This is a genomic window from Stenotrophomonas muris (genome assembly GCF_052751275.1).
The window spans coordinates 3,142,920-3,160,639 of the sequence record NZ_CP199879.1; the positions used below are offsets into that span (position 1 = coordinate 3,142,920).

Here is a 17,720-nt window from a genome sequence, read left to right on the forward strand (position 1 = left end):
CGCTAGCACGCCGCCGTTTGCCGTCATGGCCGCCAGCACCGAAAATGGCGCCATGACCGTTGCCCAGATGCTGATTCCGTCCTACCGCCCGCTGTCGCGAGGCCTCGCCCGATGAGCCTGCGCCAGTCGCTGTTCCCGTTGCTGCGCGCCGTGTTCCGGGCCTTGCCGTTGCCGCAGGCGCAGCGCGACCGGTTGCGCACCCGGCTGTTGGCACGGCATGGCGACTGGGTGCCGCCGCCCCCCAAGGGGCAGCAGGATGAGGGGGGCGCGCGCGCCAGTGCCCAGCTGCGCTGGCGTGCCGATGAACCGGCGATCGGCCACGTGCCATGGCGTGAGGGAGCATTGCCGTCACCCATGCCGGCGACGCTGGTCGCTTTCTACCTGCCGCAGTTCCATACCTTCCCGGAGAACGACGCCTGGTGGGGCAAGGGCTTTACCGAGTGGCGCAACGTCACCCGCGCCCTGCCGCAGTTCGAAGGTCACATCCAACCCCGCCTGCCGGCCGACCTCGGCTTTTATGACCTGCGCAACCTGCAGGTGATGCGTGACCAGGCACGCTTGGCTGCGGAGTACGGCATCGGCGCATTCTGCTTCTACTACTATTGGTTCAGCGGCCGCACCCTGATGGAGGACCCGCTGCGTCAATGGCTGGCCGATGACAGCATCGACCTGCCGTTCTGCCTGTGCTGGGCCAACGAGAACTGGGCACGACGCTGGGACGGCCGCGACGACGACATCCTGATCGGCCAGCAGCACAGCGCAGAGGACGATCTGGCCTTCATCGCACATGTCGCGCCCTACCTGCGCGACCGCCGTGCATTGAAGGTCGAGGGTCGGCCGATGCTGCTGGTCTATCGCCCGAACCTGCTGCCCGACGCCCGGGCGACTGCCGAGCGCTGGCGCCGCTGGTGCCGCGACAACGGCGTGGGCGAGATCCACCTGGCCTACGTCCAAGGCTTCGAGCGACCGGATCCGCGCGATATCGGCTTTGATGCCGCCGTCGAATTCCCGCCGAACATGAGTAACCCGCGCTCGTTGTCGGCACAGCAGTGGCTGCTCAATCCTGCCTTCAATGGCGATGTACGCGACTGGCGCGAACTGGCTGCAGAAATCGCAGCGCGGCCGCTTCCGGATTATCCGCTCTATCCCGGCGTGAACCCGGGCTGGGACAACGAGGCGCGTCGTTCCGGCCGCGGCCGCGTGTACCTGCACGCCTCACCCCGTGGCTACCGCGACTGGTTGCGCACCACGATCCATGAACGCCTGGCCCTGGCGCCTGCGCGCCAACGCATGGTCTTCATCAATGCCTGGAACGAATGGGCCGAAGGCGCGGTGCTGGAACCGGATGCCCGGCTTGGGCATGCCTGGCTTGACGCGACGCGCCAAGCGCTGTCCCCGGCTTCGCCCGCCGGCCCCCTGCGGGCCTGCCTGCTGATTCTCATTGATGATCCCGGGCTGATCGCTACAGCTTGCGAGGCCGCCAGCGGCCTGGGCGTGAGCTACCGTGTTTTCATTCCAATGGCGCAGCGCCCTCATGACGCTGCGGTCGATATCATCGGCCATGCGGGCAATGCCCTGTCCAGCATCGTGCAGGTCCTGGAGGCTTTTGGTCCGGATCCATCGTTGCTGGCCTGCTGGCTGGACCTCCGCGGAAGCAGCGAGACAAGACCTCAGCTACCAGGAACGGCCGATCTCGACGCTGTGCTTCAACAGTTCGATGAGCAACCTGCGCTGGGCATGTTCGCGGCATCCACTCCGGAGGCCATCGCCGTTTCACGCCGTCATCTCCGCTGGGCGGCGCGGCTGGGGATGGCCGACGCCCCTACGCCGCAGACAGCAGGCACGATGTGGCTGCGGGCGTCGGCGTTGCGGTCACTGCTGGATGCGCACTGCTATCCCAGTGAGCTGGACAACGACAATGCACTTGATCCGGTCATGCAGTTGCTGCCGGACCTTGTTGCCAACGCCGGCTACGTCGTCGGAGGCGCACAACGCCAACCCTGAGGCTGGCGCTGCGCGGCAACATCATTGTCCTCAACGCCGGAACGCGACGCCGGTCTTTTCCTTCAGCTCTTCATCGCTGACACCCGGCGCGGCCTCCACCAGCAACAGGCCCTTTTCAGTCACGTCGAACACCGCCAGATCGGTGATGATGCGGTCGACCACGCCCACGCCGGTCAACGGCAGCGTGCATTCGGCCAGGATCTTGTGCTCGCCGTTCTTGGCAGTGTGCTCCATCAGCACCACAACGCGCTGCACGCCGGCGACCAGGTCCATTGCCCCGCCCATGCCCTTGACCATCTTGCCGGGCACCATCCAGTTGGCCAGGTCACCCTTGTCGGTGACCTGCATGGCGCCAAGGATGGCCAGGTTCACATGGCCACCGCGGATCATCGCGAAGCTGTCGTGGCTGCCGAAGTAGCTGGCACCGGCACGCGCCGTAACCGTCTGCTTGCCGGCATTGATCAGGTCCGCGTCGACTTCAGCGTCGGTCGGGAACGGGCCGATGCCGAGGAGGCCGTTCTCCGACTGCAGCCACACATCCACGCCTTCGGGAATGTGATTGGCAACCAGCGTCGGCAGGCCGATGCCCAGGTTCACGTAGGCGCCATCGATCAGCTCCTGGGCGGCGCGTGCCGCCATCTCGTCACGGGTCCACGCCATGTCAGTTGCCCTCCGCGCGGATGGTGCGCTGTTCGATTCGCTTCTCAGGATGCGCGTTGTGCACGATGCGGTGCACATAGATGCCTGGCAGGTGCACCTGGTCCGGGTCGATGGCACCGACCGGCACCACCTCCTCCACTTCCACGATGCAGACCTTGCCGGCCATCGCACAGGCCGGGTTGAAGTTGCGTGCGGTCTTGCGGAACACCAGGTTGCCGGCCTCGTCGGCCTTCCAGGCCTTGACCAGTGCCACATCGGCGCGCAGCGCCGTCTCCATCACGTAGTGCTTACCGTCGAACTCGCGGGTTTCCTTGCCCTCGGCAACCACCGTGCCATAGCCGGTGGCAGTGAAGAATGCCGGAATACCCGCACCACCGGCACGCAGGCGCTCGGCCAGTGTGCCCTGCGGGTTGAACTCCAGCTCCAGCTCACCAGCCAGAAACTGCCGTTCGAATTCCTTGTTCTCGCCCACGTAGGACGAAATCATTTTCTTGATCTGCCGGGTTTCCAGCAGCTGGCCCAGTCCGAAGCCATCGACACCGGCATTGTTGGAGATCACGGTCAGGCCCTTGACGCCACTGTCGCGCAGCGCAGCGATCAGCGCCTCGGGAATGCCACACAGGCCAAAGCCGCCCACGGCCAGGGTCTGTCCATCGGCGACCACCCCCTGCAGGGCCTCCGTCGCACTGGCGAAGCGCTTGCCGCGCTTTCCGCCGGAAGTCGATTGCTGCATTGCTCTACTGCCCTGCACGTTGAGGATGACCGCATTCTAGCCGGAGGCAACGAAAGAGCTGGATGCGCCGCAGCATTGCCGAGGCATCGCCAAGGGCTGCGTTGCATGGGGGTTTCTCCTGCCGGTGGTGGGCGCGGCGCTCGGCTCGCCCGCACTGATGGCCCGGACCTGCAACGAAGAGGGCCTGCTTCGCGGGACGGACGCGTGGCCGCTGGAAAAGGGTGAACGCTGCCTGTCAGATGTCGCGGCACGCAGCCATGCGGCGACAGGCGCGTCGCCAGGGTGAAATGCTCGGCCAGAAATTCCTGGCGGGGGGAAGCAACCGCGCCACAAGCCTGCGTCATCCCTGCAGCTGTCCGCGTCCGGCCATCGCCCGCCGGTCCTGCTCCGCCACGTCAAGTACGCCAGCAACGGCGTGATCGCGTTTGGCTGCCAGTGGCAGGAACTCCTGGGGCTGCTGCTGGCTCCCGGCCACTTGACGCAGGCTGGCCTGGCCGTGATCGCCCAGCCAGCGGCCGTTTACCCGCTTGCCAAGCGGTACGGGCGCCCCCGCGTACCCGATACCCTCAGCCAATCACCGGGAGTTGCGGAATGGAAACGATTCCCATACAGGACAAAGGCTACAATCAGTGGCTAAGCTCACATTGGATCTGACCGATGCCCCTGCCCGCCTTCAAGGCCTATGACATCCGCGGCCGCGTGCCGGAAGAACTGAACGAAGACCTGGCACGCCGGATCGGCACGGCCCTGAATGCACAGCTCGCTCCGGGCCCGGTGGTGCTGGGCCACGACGTCCGCCTGACCAGCCCCGCGCTGCAGGACGCGCTGGCGGCCGGCCTGCGCGGTGCCGGCCGCGAAGTCATCGACATCGGCCTGTGTGGCACCGAGGAGGTCTATTTCCAGACCGATCACCTGGGGGCTGCCGGCGGGGTGATGGTCACTGCCAGCCACAATCCAATGGATTACAACGGCATGAAGCTGGTCAAGGAGAACGCCCGGCCGATCAGCTCCGATACCGGCCTGTTCGCGATCTCCGATGCGGTCGCCGCCGATTCATCCGCGGCACAGCCGCCTTGCGCCGGCCAGATCGCCCAGCATGACAAGAGCGCCTACATCCAGCACCTGCTGAGCTACGTTGACACCAGCAAGCTCAAGCCACTGCAGATCGTTGTCAACGCCGGCAACGGCGGCGCCGGTGCCATCGTCGACCTGCTGGCACCGCACCTGCCGTTCGAGTTCATCCGCATCTGCCACGAACCGGACGGCAGCTTCCCCAACGGCATTCCCAATCCACTGTTGCCGGAAAACCGCGCCGCCACCGCCGACGCCGTGCGCGAACATGGCGCGGACTTCGGCATTGCGTGGGATGGCGATTTCGACCGCTGTTTCTTCTTCGACCACAACGGCCGCTTCATCGAGGGCTACTACCTGGTCGGCCTGCTGGCCAAGGCAATCCTCGCCCACCATCCGGGTGGCAAGGTCGTGCATGACCCCCGCCTGGTCTGGAACACCGTGGAGATGGTCGAACAGGCCGGTGGCGTGCCAGTGCTGTGCAAGAGTGGCCACGCCTTCATCAAGGAAAAGATGCGCGCGGAGGATGCCGTGTACGGCGGCGAGATGAGCGCCCACCACTACTTCCGCGAGTTCGCGTATGCCGACTCGGGCATGATTCCGTGGCTGCTGATCGCCCAGCTGGTCTCCGAAAGCGGCCGCTCGCTGGCCGACTGGGTTGAAGACCGCATGGCCGCCTACCCTTGCAGCGGTGAGATCAACTTCAAGGTTGCCGATGCCAAGGCTGCGGTCACACGCGTGATGGAACACTTCGCCGCTCAGTCGCCCGCGCTGGACTACACCGATGGCGTCAGCGCCGATTTCGGCGACTGGCGCTTCAACCTGCGCAGCTCCAACACTGAACCGCTGCTGCGCCTGAATGTGGAATCGCGGGGAGACGCTGCATTGATGCAGGCGCGTACCGACGAGATTTCCTCCCTGCTGCAGAAATAATCAAAGGAAGGCCATGAGCACTATCCAGCCTGTCATCCTGTCCGGTGGCTCCGGTACCCGTCTGTGGCCGCTTTCGCGCGAAGCCTATCCCAAGCAGTTCCTTCCGCTGGCCAGCGAACAGACGATGCTGCAGGCCACCTGGCAGCGGGTGGCGCCGATTGCCGCGCGCGGCCCGTTGGTGATTGCCAACGAGGAACACCGCTTTGTTGCCGCCGAGCAGCTGCAGCAGGTTGGCGCCGAGCCAGCCGCGATCATCCTTGAGCCGGTCGGCCGCAACACGGCACCGGCGATCGCGGTGGCCGCGCTGGAAGCCACCCGCGACGGCGGCGACGCGCTGCTGCTGGTGCTGCCCTCCGATCATGTGATCAACAACGAGACTGCATTCCGCAGCGCCGTCCAGGCCGCCGCCGCTGCTGCCGAAGCCGGAAAGCTGGTGACCTTCGGCATCGTGCCGACCGGCCCGGAAACCGGCTACGGCTATATCAAGGCCGCCGATGGCCAGGGCCTGCGCGCGGTCGAGCGCTTCGTCGAGAAGCCCGACCTGGGCACCGCCACCCGCTACGTCAGCAGCGGCCAGTACTACTGGAACAGCGGCATGTTCCTGTTCAAGGCCTCGCGCTACCTGCAGGAGCTGGAACGCTTCCAGCCCGCCATGCTCGCCGGCAGCCGCCAGGCCTGGCAGCAGGCGCGTCGCGATGCCGATTTCACCCGCCTGGACAAGGAGGCCTTCACTGCCGTTCCGTCCGATTCGATCGACTATGCGGTGATGGAGAAGACCGCCGATGCCGTGGTGATTCCACTGGATGCCGGCTGGAACGATGTCGGCTCGTGGACCGCGCTGCGCGATGTCTCGCAGCAGGACGGCGATGGCAACGCCCACCAGGGCGACGTGATTGCCATCGACTGCCGCAACACCTATGCCTACGCACAGCGCCTGGTGGCGCTGGTCGGGCTGGATGACGTGGTGGTGGTGGAAACCGACGACGCGGTGCTGGTCGGCAAGGCCGACCGCATGCAGGAGGTCAAGACCGTAGTGGCGCAGCTGAAGGCCGAAGGCCGCAGCGAGGCCACCTGGCACCGCAAGGTCTATCGCCCGTGGGGTGCCTACGATTCGATCGACAACGGCGAGCGCTTCCAGGTCAAGCGGATCACGGTCAAGCCCGGCGGCACGCTGAGCCTGCAGATGCATCACCATCGCGCCGAACACTGGATCGTGGTCAGCGGCACCGCTGAAGTGACCCGTGGTGACGAGGTGATCCTGCTCAGCGAGAACCAGAGCACCTATATTCCGCTGGGCGTGACCCACCGCCTGCGCAACCCGGGCAAGCTGCCGCTGGAACTGATCGAAGTGCAGTCCGGCAGCTATCTGGGCGAGGATGACATCGTGCGCTTCGAGGATACCTACGGGCGCAGCTGAGGTTTGCCCATGCTTCGGGAAACAAAAATGTAAAGTGCGCCCTTTCCTTCGGGGATCTGAACGCGCCCGGCGTGAGTCACCGGGCGCTCGCTGGCACCAGTGTCCTCCAGCGGCAGTACACGGTACGCCTAGGGCGGGAAGCTGGTCATGGGGATTCTGATGGCGCGGTGTTGATGCACTTCCCGCTGGGGAGGGATGACGTTAATCCCTCCAATCTCAGGTCCAAACAGGCAAATGCCAGTACTTCCTGGCATTCCCCAGCGTCAGGCTCCTTGCCACGAAGTCCACTATTCAGCACCCTGCGTATCGCCTATGATCCGGACCTCATCGACGTCGGATCCATCTAGGAATCGCATTATCCATGGACAACAAGATCACTCTGCAGTCGCTTCAGGCGTTAAGAGGCGTAGGAGCCGTGGCCGTGGTCGTGTTCCATGCGCTGTCGCTGCATCCCTTTTTCAATTTCCGGGCTGGTGCGGCGGGCGTTGATCTGTTCTTCGTGATCAGCGGAGTCGTGATGTACCTCTCCCTGAGGAACGACGCATCGCCCTGGGAGTTCCTGAAGCGCCGCTTCATTCGCGTAGTTCCAATGTACTGGATCGCGACTACCTTGGCCATCGCCTATTTCTATGCGCGATATCCGTACATGACTCCGTCGACGGAGCACATCGTTCGGTCGTATATATTCGCCCCGCCGCCACCGGGCTACCAGATGCCTTTGCTCTACCCTGGTTGGACGCTGAACTATGAGGTCTTCTTCTACGCGATTCTAGGCACGTTGCTGGTCACCAAGCGGCTCGCGGCCGCGCTCACAATCTGTGTGATTGTCGCCTTGGGCTCGCTGACGAATGTCGTACCGGCCATCACTGGCGTTTATTACTTCCACCAGATCATCTTGGAGTTTGCTGCGGGCATGCTTATTGGCATGGCAATAAGGCACGGCTACCGGCCGAAGAAGCTGGAAGGATTCATTTACCTGGCACTATCCGTCATCCTGTTCGCAGTTCATAACCACTACAAGCCAGAAGGCGTTCTGGCATGGGGCGTTCCGAGTGCCTTGATGGTTGTTGGTGCACTGGCATTCGAATCATCCAAAGCAGTGACCAACAGGATCTGCCAACTCATTGGCAGCGCCAGCTACTCCATCTATCTTTTCCACGCGCTTGCGATCTGGTTGGTCGATTGGTTCTGGCATACTCCTCGCGGCGTGAGCGCAGTACTTTTCGCTATCGCACTATCAGTGGTATGGGGTGTGGTTGCACATTTCCTGATGGAAAAACCATTACTACGCCTGATGCTGAGCTGGAATCGTGGTGGCAGGACTGCCGCCACCCCGTCCCGGGCCAGCGGCTCCTGATCATCGCGGGGTCGAAACCAGTGCAGCGGTGTAGGAATGGCAGATGGAAGTGATTGACTGGATGCCGGCGCTCACTTATTGAGCTGCAACAATCTCCGCCATCACCCGCTTCAGGCCGTCCTGCCAGGCCGGCAGCACGATGCGGAAATCCTGCTGAAGCTTGCGGTTGTCCAGCACCGACCAGGCCGGGCGCCTAGCCGGGGTCGGATACTCGGAACTGGGAATCGCCTCGACCGTCGGCACCTTGGCCAACACGCCGCTGGCCAACGCCTCGGCAAATATGGCCTCGGCAAAGCCATGCCAGCTGGTCTGGCCGCTGGCGGTCAGGTGCCAGGTACCCGACAACTGCCCAGGATGCTGCAGTGCCTGCGCGGTGACATCGGCGATCAACGCGGCCGGCGTCGGTGTACCGATCTGGTCCGCCACCACCCGCAACGCATCGCGCTCGGCGCCCACGCGCAGCATTGTGCGCAGGAAATTCGCGCCGTGCGAGGCATACACCCACGCCGTGCGAAAGATCAGATGGCGGCCACCGGCCGCACGCACCGCGTCCTCGCCATCGCGCTTGCTGGTGCCATACACGCCGAGCGGTGCGGTCGGCTCGTCCTCGCGGTAGGGCGCGCTGCCCTGTCCATCGAACACGTAGTCGGTGGAGTAATGCACGAACGGCACGCCATGCGCCGCACACCAGCGCGCGATCACGCCCGGTGCCTGCGCGTTGGCGGCGAAGGCCGCATCGACGTCCTGTTCGGCGTGATCAACAGCGGTGTAAGCCGCCGCATTGACCACTACCAATGGCTGCACGCGGTCCAGCAATGCCGGCAGGCTGTCGGGCTGGCCGAAATCGGCCGTTTCACAGGTACTTCCGTCGGGCAGTTGGCCGCTGCGCGTGGTTGCAATCACCTTCCCCAGCGGCGCCAGCGCGCGCAGCAACTCCTGGCCCACCTGCCCGTTGCCACCGAACACCAGCACGGTCATGGCACGTAGACCGGCAGGCGATCTTCAGCAATGTCCTTGAGGAACGGCGCGTTCTCGTCCTTGGCCGACAGCGTTGGTGTGCTCACCGGCCAGTCCACCGCGATGTCGGCGTCGTTCCAGCGGACACCTGCATCGAAGTCCTTCAGATAAACCTCGGTGCACAGGTAGCTGAACACCGCACGCTCGGACAACACGGCAAAGCCATGGGCGAAGCCCTCCGGAATCCAGAACTGCTTCTTGTTCTCCGCGCTCAGCACCACCGCTTCCCACTGGCCGAAGGTCGGCGAACCGCGGCGGATATCCACGGCCACGTCGTAGACCTCGCCTTCCAGCACGCTGACCAGCTTGCCCTGCGGCCGCGGCCACTGGTAATGCAGGCCGCGCAGCACGCCCTGCGCAGAGGTGGAGACGTTGCTCTGCACGAAACGGTCCGGCAGGCCCAGCGCGGCGAAGCGCTCGGCATTCCAGGTTTCGAAGAAATAACCGCGGGCATCGCCGAACACCGCCGGCTCGATCACCACGCAGCCGGGCAACCGGGTTTCAATCACTTTCATGGAACGACTCCACGCACGGCGAGCTTATGCAGGTATTCACCGTAGCTGTTCTTGATCAACGGCGCGGCCAGCGCTTCCAATTGTCCAGCGTCGATCCAGCCCTTGCCGAACGCGATTTCCTCGGGACAGCAGACCTGCAGGCCCTGACGGGTCTGGATCGTCTCGATGAAGTTGGATGCTTCCAGCAGCGACTGGTGGGTACCGGTATCCAGCCACGCATAGCCACGGCCGAGCGCCTCCAGGTGCAGGTCGCCTTCGGCCAGGTAACGCTTGTTGAGATCGGTGATCTCCAGTTCGCCACGCGGTGACGGCTTCAATTCGGCCGCGTAATCGCAGGCCTTGCCGTCATAGAAGTACAGGCCGGTCACCGCATAGTTGGAGCGCGGCTTTTCCGGCTTCTCCACCAGATCGATCACCTTGCCGCCCTGGTCGAACTCGGCCACGCCATACCGTTCCGGGTCATTGACCCAATACCCGAACACGGTCGAGCCGTGCACGCGCTCGTCAGCACGCTTGAGCACCTCGCGCAGGCCGTGGCCGTGGAAGATGTTGTCGCCCAGCACCAGGCAGCTCGGCTTGCCGGCGACGAAGTCGCGGCCGATCAGGTAGGCCTGGGCCAGGCCATCTGGGCTCGGCTGCACCGCGTACTGGATGTCCATTCCCCACTGCGAACCGTCGCCCAGCAACTGCTGGAACAGCGCCTGCTCGTGCGGGGTGTTGATGATCAGCACTTCGCGGATGCCCGCCAGCATCAGTACGCTGAGCGGGTAGTAGATCATCGGCTTGTCGTACACCGGCAGCAGCTGCTTGCTGACACCCTTGGTGATTGGATATAGGCGGGTGCCGGAGCCACCGGCGAGGATGATGCCCTTGCGCTGGGTCATGGTGTCTCCTGGGTTCAGTCCGTGGTGCCAATGCGCTGCAGGCGGTAGCTGCCGTCGAGCACGCCGTTGACCCAGTCCTGGTTGTCCAGGTACCAGTCGACGGTGAAGGTGATGCCCTGCTCGAAGGTGTAGGCCGGTTCCCAGCCCAGCTCGTTCTTCAGCTTGGAAGCATCGATCGCATAGCGGCGGTCATGGCCAGGACGGTCGGTGACATAGGTGATCTGGCTGCTGCGCGGCTTGCCGTCCTCGCGCGGACGGCGCTGGTCCAGCAGTGCGCAGATCGCCTGCACCACTTCGATGTTCTGCTTTTCCGAGTTGCCGCCGACGTTGTAGGTCTCGCCGACCTGGCCCTTGGCCAGCACGGTGCGGATCGCTTCGCAGTGGTCTGACACGAACAGCCAGTCGCGCACCTGCTTGCCATCGCCGTACACCGGCAGCGGTTCGCCAGCCAGCGCCTTGGCGATCACCAGCGGGATCAGCTTCTCGGGGAAGTGATACGGGCCGTAGTTGTTGGAGCAGTTGGTGGTCAGCACCGGCAGCCCGTAGGTGTGGTGGAACGCACGCACCAGGTGGTCCGAAGCGGCCTTCGACGCCGAGTACGGCGAATTCGGGGCGTACGGGGTGGTTTCGCTGAACCTGCCGGTCTCGCCCAGGGTGCCATACACCTCATCGGTGGACACATGCAGGAAGCGGAAGGCCGCCCCTTGTCCGGCCGGCAGCGCCTTCCAGTAGTCGCGTACCGCTTCAAGCAAACCCAGGGTGCCCACCACATTGGTCTGGATGAAGGCGCCTGGGCCGTCGATGGAGCGGTCCACGTGGCTTTCGGCGGCGAAGTTCAGCACTGCATCGGGCTGGTGCTCGGTCAGCAGGCGGGCGACCAGCGCGCTGTCGCCGATATCGCCCTGCACGAACACATGCCGCGGGTTGCCGTCCAGGCTGGCCAGGGTCTTCAGGTTGCCGGCGTAGGTCAGTGCGTCGAGATTGACGACCTTGATGCCACGGGCGACCGCTTCGAGAACGAAGTTACCGCCAATGAATCCGGCACCGCCGGTGACGAGCCAGGTAGGCACCATCCATTCTCCAGGTTCGGGGGGGGGGCGCGCGACCGCTTGCAACAGCGCCTCAGGACACACAGGATACCGCCCCAATGCACGTCAAGGCATGACTGGAACCCGCACGCTGGTTTACCGTCGGCAATGCAGGGCTGGAGCCGCCACCAATGGCCACTGCCAAGTCAACCTGAACAACACTGGCAGCTCCTTGGCCCGATAACCGGCGGGGAGCGCCTCGGCCGACATGGCATACACGCAGAATTCTGCTCAGGCACCCGTTCAAAGCGGCCAATGAGCGCGTAGCACAGCGTATACGTGCCGCCCGGATTCTGCCAGAGACCGCGTCCCTGTCGGACCGGGTCCCTTAGAAGACGGTATCGTGCGACAGGCTGCCGTGGCCCACTGCCGCGATTCCGGCAGTGGCAGCAACAGCTATAATCGCCGCCAACATGAGGCGACCGGACCCGGCGCCGAGCACACAAGGACTCTGGCTGGACCGCATGCAACGAACTCATCGCGCACTCTGCGTGGATCTGGATGGCACTCTGCTGCGATCGGATCTGCTCTACGAATCCCTGCTGGCGTTACTGGCGCAGAATCCACTGTACATCTTCCTCCTGCCTCTGTGGCTGTTGCGAGGCAAGGCCGCACTCAAGAGCGAGATTGCATCGCGGGTCAGCCTGGCCATCGAACATCTGCCCTATGATGACCGCGTGCTTGAATTGCTGCGGACGACCGAGCAGCGACCGCGTGTGCTTTGCTCCGCGTCGGATCGGCGCCTGGTCGATGCCATTGCGGACCACCTGGGTGTGTTCGATGAGGTAATGGCAAGCGACGGCACCCGCAATCTGGCCGGCGACCACAAGGCCGAAGCGCTCAATGCCCGATTCCGGCCTGGACAGTACGACTATATGGGCAACGCCAACGTCGATCTGAAGGTGTGGAAGCACGCCGGTGGCGCCTACGTTGTAAATGCAGGGGCCGCGCTTGCTGCAGCGGCCGGCCAGCGGACGCGGGTCCACGCGCACTGGACTGCCCACGGCGGCGGACTGCGCACCTGGATCAAGGCACTGCGGCTCTACCAATGGGCGAAGAATCTGCTGGTACTGGTTCCTCTGCTCACCGCACATCGACTCTTCGAATTGCATTCGGTGATCGATGCATTTCTGGCGTTCATCGCATTTGGGCTTTGTGCTTCCGGCGTCTATCTACTCAATGACCTGCTTGACCTGGCCCCGGATCGACAACATGCACGAAAGCGCAAGCGTCCGTTTGCAGCAGGCAACCTGCCCCTGCTGCACGGCCTGCTTGCCGCTCCCGCGCTCACTGTTCTGGGCTTCGGTCTGGCGTTGTGGACCAGTCCGGCTTTCGCTCTGGTACTTGCGATCTACTACGTCATGACATTGGGCTACTCGTTCGTGCTCAAGCGCATCGTCATGATCGATGTGGTAATGCTAGCGGGGCTCTACACCGTCCGCATCATCGGCGGAGCGGTCGCGATCGATACCGAACTATCGTTCTGGCTGCTCGCGTTCTCAATGTTCATCTTCCTCAGCTTGGCCCTGCTCAAGCGCTACACCGAACTGGGGGCAATGAAGAACAGCGGCAAGCAGAAGGTCGTCGGCCGCGGCTACGATGTGGCCGACCTGTCATTGATCCAGTCACTGGGGGCAGCGGCCGGGTACATCGGCATTCTTGTGTTCGCGCTCTACATCAACAGCCCCGAAAGCCTAGAGCGCTACCACAACCCACGCATACTCTGGTTGCTTTGTCCCGTACTGCTTTATTGGATAAGTCGTGTATGGATCATTGCCCATCGTGGCCAGATGCATGACGATCCAATCGTATTCGCTGCGCGAGACGGCGTCAGCCGAATTGTGGCACTGGCCTCCATCATCATCATCGGCGTGGCTACGGTCGCCTGGTAACCCCCACATCCGGATGCTGGAACCCCGGTCATACACTGGGCATTCGTCGGAGTCTATGCATGTACTTCACCTACATACCCACGATCCTGCTGTCTGTGGCACTGAACGCAGCTGCGCAATTGCTGCTCCGCCAAGGCATGCCGCAGGTTGCATTGACCACGAACGAAGGCGGATTGGCACTGTTCTCCAGCGCACTGAAGATTGTGATCAATCCTTGGGTGTTCTCGGGACTTGTCTGTTTCGCCGGTAGTCTCGTGGTCTGGATGTACGTACTTTCCAAGGTACAGGTCAGCTTCGCCTACCCCTTCAACAGCGTCGGTTACGTGATCGTGGTTGCTGCCGCGTACTTTGTCTTCCGGGAACCCATCAGCGCCATGAAGCTCCTGGGCGTGGGCTTGATCTGTCTTGGTGTTTTTCTCGTCACCAAGGGCAGCTGATTTTCCAGCACCCCAACGTACGCGCCTGAACTCGGCCGGGCCGTGGCTTCACCGAAGAAGAAGTGCCATTCCGGCTACTACTTCCGCCACAAGGCCCTGCGCGGCGCAGAAAATCAAGTCAAGGACACCTTCAGCCATGCAACTCAACGACAAGACTGCCCTGACTGGTCGCATTGCACGTATCGATTCAAGCACATTCGCAGCCAGTGTCGCCGGCGTAATCGTGACGGTGTCAGCTGCCAAGGCAGCTGCCTCCTACTGTGATGTCCCCGTCATGGTTTTCCTCCTTCCCGCTGCGGTTTTCGCTCTGCTGTGGTTCTACGCCTCTGATCGGCGCTGGATAGCGGCTTTGGCTGCAACGGTTGCCCTGCTTGTTGCCACCGCACTTGTCTCCAACTGGCTGCCCGACCCAACCTGGGACGGGAACATGTACCACAAGGTCGCGCTTGTTGCGCTGCATGACGGCTGGAATCCTTGGCGATTCCCGGAGTTTTCCGACTGGCTCAAGACGCAGTCCGCCTTGGAATACAGCGACACGGTGTGGAGCAGCAACATAGCTGCTTCCTGGATCAGCCACTACCCTAATATCTCGTGGCTTTTTGGTGCCGCGCTGATGGACTATGGCTTCGGGTGGGAGTCGACCAAGGCGATCGGCACCATGATGGCCGTCGCGATCTTCTTCCGTTCATTTTCCGTGTTCAGACAGTGGATCGGACGAGACGCGGCAAGCGCCATACTGGCGGTATGCGTGGTGCTCTGCCAACCGCTGCTGGCGCAGATTACGACAAATTATGTCGATGGCATCACCTACGCACTGTTCGTTTTGATCATGCTCGCGTTGCTGGATCAAGAACGAGGTGCGGCAAACAGGATCACAGTCTGGTGCAGCCTGATTTTGCTGGCCGGCCTGAAGTTCACCGGCGCCCTCTATGGTGCGCTCTTGGCGGTTCCCTTCCTTTTCGTCTATCGCCCACGGTTCCGGGAAATGCTGCTGTGGGGCGCCATCGGCCTGACCACGCTTTCGCACCCATACCTCAATCACGTCGTTTCGGGTCTTCCGATCGGCTATCCGGTCACCACCGGCAATCAGATCCTGGCGGGGCAGGCTGAGCAGGCAATGCTTGATCAATCACGCCCCCAAGCGCTGCTGACCTCGCTGTTCTCGAAGGTGTCGAACGATTTCGCCATGCCTGGACTCAAGATTCCAGGGAGTGTCCGCTCTCGTGAAATCGCCATGTCCGGGGTACCTGATACTCGCTATTCAGGCTTCGGTCCGCTGTTCTCATTGGCGGCTCTGCTGGGATTAGTGGCGGGTGTTGCCGCAGCCGTGCGGGCCTACCGGATGAACGGTTGGCGTGATCCTACATGGAAGTTGCATGCATGCATCGGCTTCTTGCTGGTACTGACCCTGATCCACGCCGCTCCTTGGTGGGCACGTTATGTACCGTTCCTCCAGTTCGCCCTGGTTGTCGCACTACTGGCCGGCATACGGACCGGTCCCTCTTGGGCGCGGGGAGTGGCGGTTGCCGGTGCATTCATTCTTGTTGTCAACGGCGCGATGGTCCTGATGGGCGCGGGCAGCTACATCAATCGCGCGTCGATTGAAGGAGGCGTCGCCGTCGACCGCCAGATCATTCATCGTCATCTCCGCGGCGAGAGCGTTGTAGTCCGTGCACCCGCCTTCATGGGATTCCCCGCCATTTACCACGCCCGGGAGGTTCTTCATATGGACTCAATCGATTATCAGGGGGTCAGTCTGGATAAGCTTGACTGTGATGGGCGCGAGGAGCTGGGCACATGGATTGCGCTGGTGAAGTTCTGTCGGGGGGAAATGCAGCCTTGACCGCGGCCGGACCATACGCATTCGCATGGTCACCCCAAGCCAGCTAGAATCGGGGTCCCACCCCCGAACCGGTTGCTGTTGAAGAACCGGATGTTCCCCCCCAGCAAATGTGAGCCGGCCAGCGGCCGGCACTACAAGGACCCCGTACCAGATGAAAATCCTCGTCGCGTACAAGCGCGTGGTGGACTACAACGTCCGCATTCAGGTCAAGCCGGACGGTTCCGGCGTGGTCACCGACGGCGTCAAGCTGTCCCCCAACCCCTTCGATGAAATCGCCCTGGAAGAGGCCCTGCGCCTGCGCGACAAGGGCATCGCCAGCGAAGTCGTGGTCGCCACCATCGCCCCGGCCGATGCCCAGGCGCACCTGCGCAACGGCCTGGCCATGGGCGCCAACCGCGCCGTCCATGTGATCACCGACCAGGCCATCCAGCCGCTGACCGCCGCGCGCACCCTGCTCAAGCTGATCGAGAAGGAACAGCCGGACCTGGTGATCCTGGGCAAGCAGGCCATCGACGACGACGCCAACCAGACCGGCCAGATGCTGGCCACGCTGTGGGGGCGCCCGCAGGCGACCTTCGCCAGCAAGCTGGACATTGCCGACGGCAAGGCCACGGTGACCCGCGAAGTCGACGCCGGCCTGGAAACGCTGGAAGTCGATCTGCCAGCCGTGGTCACCACCGACCTGCGCCTGAACGAGCCGCGCTTCATCAAGCTGCCGGACATCATGAAGGCCAAGGCCAAGCCGCTGGAGACCCTGCAGCTGGCCGACCTCGGCGTTGAAGCCGCCGACACCTTCAAGACCACCCAGTACGCCGCGCCGTCCAAGCGCAGCAAGGGTGTGATGGTCAAGGACGCGGCCGAACTGGTTGCCGCACTCAAGCAGAAGGGGTTGCTGTAATGAGCAGGATTCTCGTCATCGCCGAGCACCACGACGGCAAGCTCAACGCCGCCACCGCCAAGACCGTCAGCGCTGCTGCCGCCATCAGCGGCGCCAGCATCGACGTGCTGGTGCTGGCCGCCGATCCGGCTGCCGTGGCTGCCGAGGCCGCGAAGATCGCTGGCGTCGCCAAGGTCCTGACCGTGGCCAACGCTGCCAACGCGCAGGCCATCGCCCAGGTGCTGGCACCGCAGATCGCGCAGCTGGCCAAGGGTTACACCCACGTGTTCGGCCCGTCGACCACCTTCGGCAAGGACCTGATGCCGTGCGTGGCCGCCCTGCTGGGCGTCAACCAGGTTTCCGACCTGATGAGCGTTGAAGGCAGCCACACCTTCAAGCGCCCGATCTACGCCGGCAACGCGATCATCACCGTGGAAGCCCCGGCCGACCAGATCGTGGTCGCCACCGTGCGTGCCGCCTCGTGGCCGGAAGCCGCCCAGGGCGGCAGCGCGACCATCGAGGCGGCCAGCGTCGATGCTGCCCTGCCGACCCACACCCGCTTCGTCGGCCTCGCCGCTGGTGCCAGCGACCGCCCGGACCTGCAGAGCGCCAAGCGCGTGGTCTCCGGTGGCCGTGGTGTCGGTTCGGAAGAGAACTTCAAGGTCATCTTCCAGCTGGCCGACAAGCTCGGTGCCGCCGTCGGTGCCTCGCGCGCTGCGGTTGATGCCGGCTACGTGCCCAGCGACCTGCAGGTCGGCCAGACCGGCAAGATCATCGCCCCGGAACTTTACGTGGCCGTCGGCATCAGTGGCGCCATCCAGCACCTGACCGGCATCAAGGATGCCGGCACGATCGTCGCGATCAACAAGGATCCGGATTCGCCGATCTTCGAGATCGCCGATATCGGTCTGGTGGGCGATCTGTTTGCGATCCTGCCGGAGCTGGAAAAGGCGCTGTAAGCGGCAGTTTGTCCACATGGTGCACGGGGGGCG

15 protein-coding genes are annotated in these 17,720 nt (G+C 63.5%); 9 read left to right on the forward strand and 6 right to left on the reverse strand.

Features of this window, described 5'->3' with window-relative positions:
- Positions 1 to 111 precede the first annotated feature (111 nt).
- Complete coding sequence (locus ACUVWL_RS14685; protein WP_188239224.1) at positions 112 to 2,004, forward strand: glycoside hydrolase family 99-like domain-containing protein; 1,893 nt, start codon at positions 112 to 114, stop codon at positions 2,002 to 2,004.
- A gap of 30 nt (positions 2,005 to 2,034) precedes the next feature.
- Here ACUVWL_RS14685 and ACUVWL_RS14690 read toward each other — a convergent pair whose 3' ends face one another.
- Entirely contained in the window at positions 2,035 to 2,664 is a 630-nt protein-coding gene (locus tag ACUVWL_RS14690) for a CoA transferase subunit B (RefSeq protein ID WP_053494810.1), read from the reverse strand.
- A 1-nt stretch (position 2,665) separates the two neighbouring features.
- On the reverse strand, positions 2,666 to 3,397 hold the full coding sequence (locus tag ACUVWL_RS14695) for a CoA transferase subunit A (RefSeq protein ID WP_053494809.1): 732 nt from the start codon (positions 3,395 to 3,397) through the stop codon (positions 2,666 to 2,668).
- A 657-nt stretch (positions 3,398 to 4,054) separates the two neighbouring features.
- On the opposite strand from ACUVWL_RS14695, the gene ACUVWL_RS14700 reads away from it, so the two are divergent.
- The 3 genes from ACUVWL_RS14700 to ACUVWL_RS14710 all read left to right on the forward strand — a co-directional run bounded on the left by ACUVWL_RS14700 (position 4,055) and on the right by ACUVWL_RS14710 (position 8,175).
- Positions 4,055 to 5,401, forward strand: a complete 1,347-nt coding sequence (locus ACUVWL_RS14700) for a phosphomannomutase/phosphoglucomutase (protein WP_053494807.1) — start codon at positions 4,055 to 4,057, stop codon at positions 5,399 to 5,401.
- 13 nt (positions 5,402 to 5,414) lie between these two features.
- Positions 5,415 to 6,818, forward strand: a complete 1,404-nt coding sequence (locus tag ACUVWL_RS14705; RefSeq protein ID WP_053494806.1) for a mannose-1-phosphate guanylyltransferase/mannose-6-phosphate isomerase — start codon at positions 5,415 to 5,417, stop codon at positions 6,816 to 6,818.
- 361 nt (positions 6,819 to 7,179) lie between these two features.
- Positions 7,180 to 8,175 (forward strand): acyltransferase family protein, encoded by a 996-nt coding sequence (locus ACUVWL_RS14710; RefSeq protein WP_197561390.1) that lies wholly within the window; start codon positions 7,180 to 7,182, stop codon positions 8,173 to 8,175.
- A 75-nt stretch (positions 8,176 to 8,250) separates the two neighbouring features.
- Here ACUVWL_RS14710 and rfbD read toward each other — a convergent pair whose 3' ends face one another.
- Genes rfbD through rfbB form a run of 4 tightly spaced genes read right to left on the reverse strand, consistent with a single transcriptional unit; the run spans position 8,251 to position 11,661 of the window.
- Complete coding sequence (rfbD, locus tag ACUVWL_RS14715; protein ID WP_445978491.1) at positions 8,251 to 9,153, reverse strand: dTDP-4-dehydrorhamnose reductase; 903 nt, start codon at positions 9,151 to 9,153, stop codon at positions 8,251 to 8,253.
- Positions 9,150 to 9,707, reverse strand: a complete 558-nt coding sequence (rfbC, locus tag ACUVWL_RS14720) for a dTDP-4-dehydrorhamnose 3,5-epimerase (protein WP_262088251.1) — start codon at positions 9,705 to 9,707, stop codon at positions 9,150 to 9,152. Before rfbC ends, rfbD begins: the two co-directional genes overlap by 4 nt.
- Positions 9,704 to 10,591 (reverse strand): glucose-1-phosphate thymidylyltransferase RfbA, encoded by an 888-nt coding sequence (rfbA, locus tag ACUVWL_RS14725; RefSeq protein ID WP_445978492.1) that lies wholly within the window; start codon positions 10,589 to 10,591, stop codon positions 9,704 to 9,706. The genes rfbC and rfbA overlap by 4 nt, the downstream gene beginning before the upstream one ends.
- Positions 10,592 to 10,605: 14 nt before the next feature.
- Positions 10,606 to 11,661, reverse strand: coding sequence for a dTDP-glucose 4,6-dehydratase (rfbB, locus tag ACUVWL_RS14730; RefSeq protein ID WP_069118021.1), 1,056 nt, complete (start codon positions 11,659 to 11,661; stop codon positions 10,606 to 10,608).
- 509 nt (positions 11,662 to 12,170) lie between these two features.
- On the opposite strand from rfbB, the gene ACUVWL_RS14735 reads away from it, so the two are divergent.
- From ACUVWL_RS14735 to ACUVWL_RS14755, 5 genes are all read left to right on the forward strand, one after another.
- On the forward strand, positions 12,171 to 13,571 hold the full coding sequence (locus tag ACUVWL_RS14735) for a UbiA family prenyltransferase (protein WP_445979171.1): 1,401 nt from the start codon (positions 12,171 to 12,173) through the stop codon (positions 13,569 to 13,571).
- 59 nt (positions 13,572 to 13,630) lie between these two features.
- Entirely contained in the window at positions 13,631 to 14,008 is a 378-nt protein-coding gene (locus tag ACUVWL_RS14740; RefSeq protein ID WP_197557142.1) for an SMR family transporter, read from the forward strand.
- Positions 14,009 to 14,144: 136 nt separating this feature from the next.
- A complete protein-coding gene (locus ACUVWL_RS14745) occupies positions 14,145 to 15,851 on the forward strand; it encodes a hypothetical protein (protein WP_445978493.1) in 1,707 nt (568 codons plus the stop codon).
- 151 nt (positions 15,852 to 16,002) lie between these two features.
- Positions 16,003 to 16,749: an electron transfer flavoprotein subunit beta/FixA family protein gene (locus tag ACUVWL_RS14750; protein ID WP_445978494.1), complete on the forward strand. Its 747-nt coding sequence runs from the start codon at positions 16,003 to 16,005 to the stop codon at positions 16,747 to 16,749.
- On the forward strand, positions 16,749 to 17,687 hold the full coding sequence (locus ACUVWL_RS14755; protein WP_014645853.1) for an electron transfer flavoprotein subunit alpha/FixB family protein: 939 nt from the start codon (positions 16,749 to 16,751) through the stop codon (positions 17,685 to 17,687). The genes ACUVWL_RS14750 and ACUVWL_RS14755 overlap by 1 nt, the downstream gene beginning before the upstream one ends.
- Positions 17,688 to 17,720: the final 33 nt, after the last annotated feature.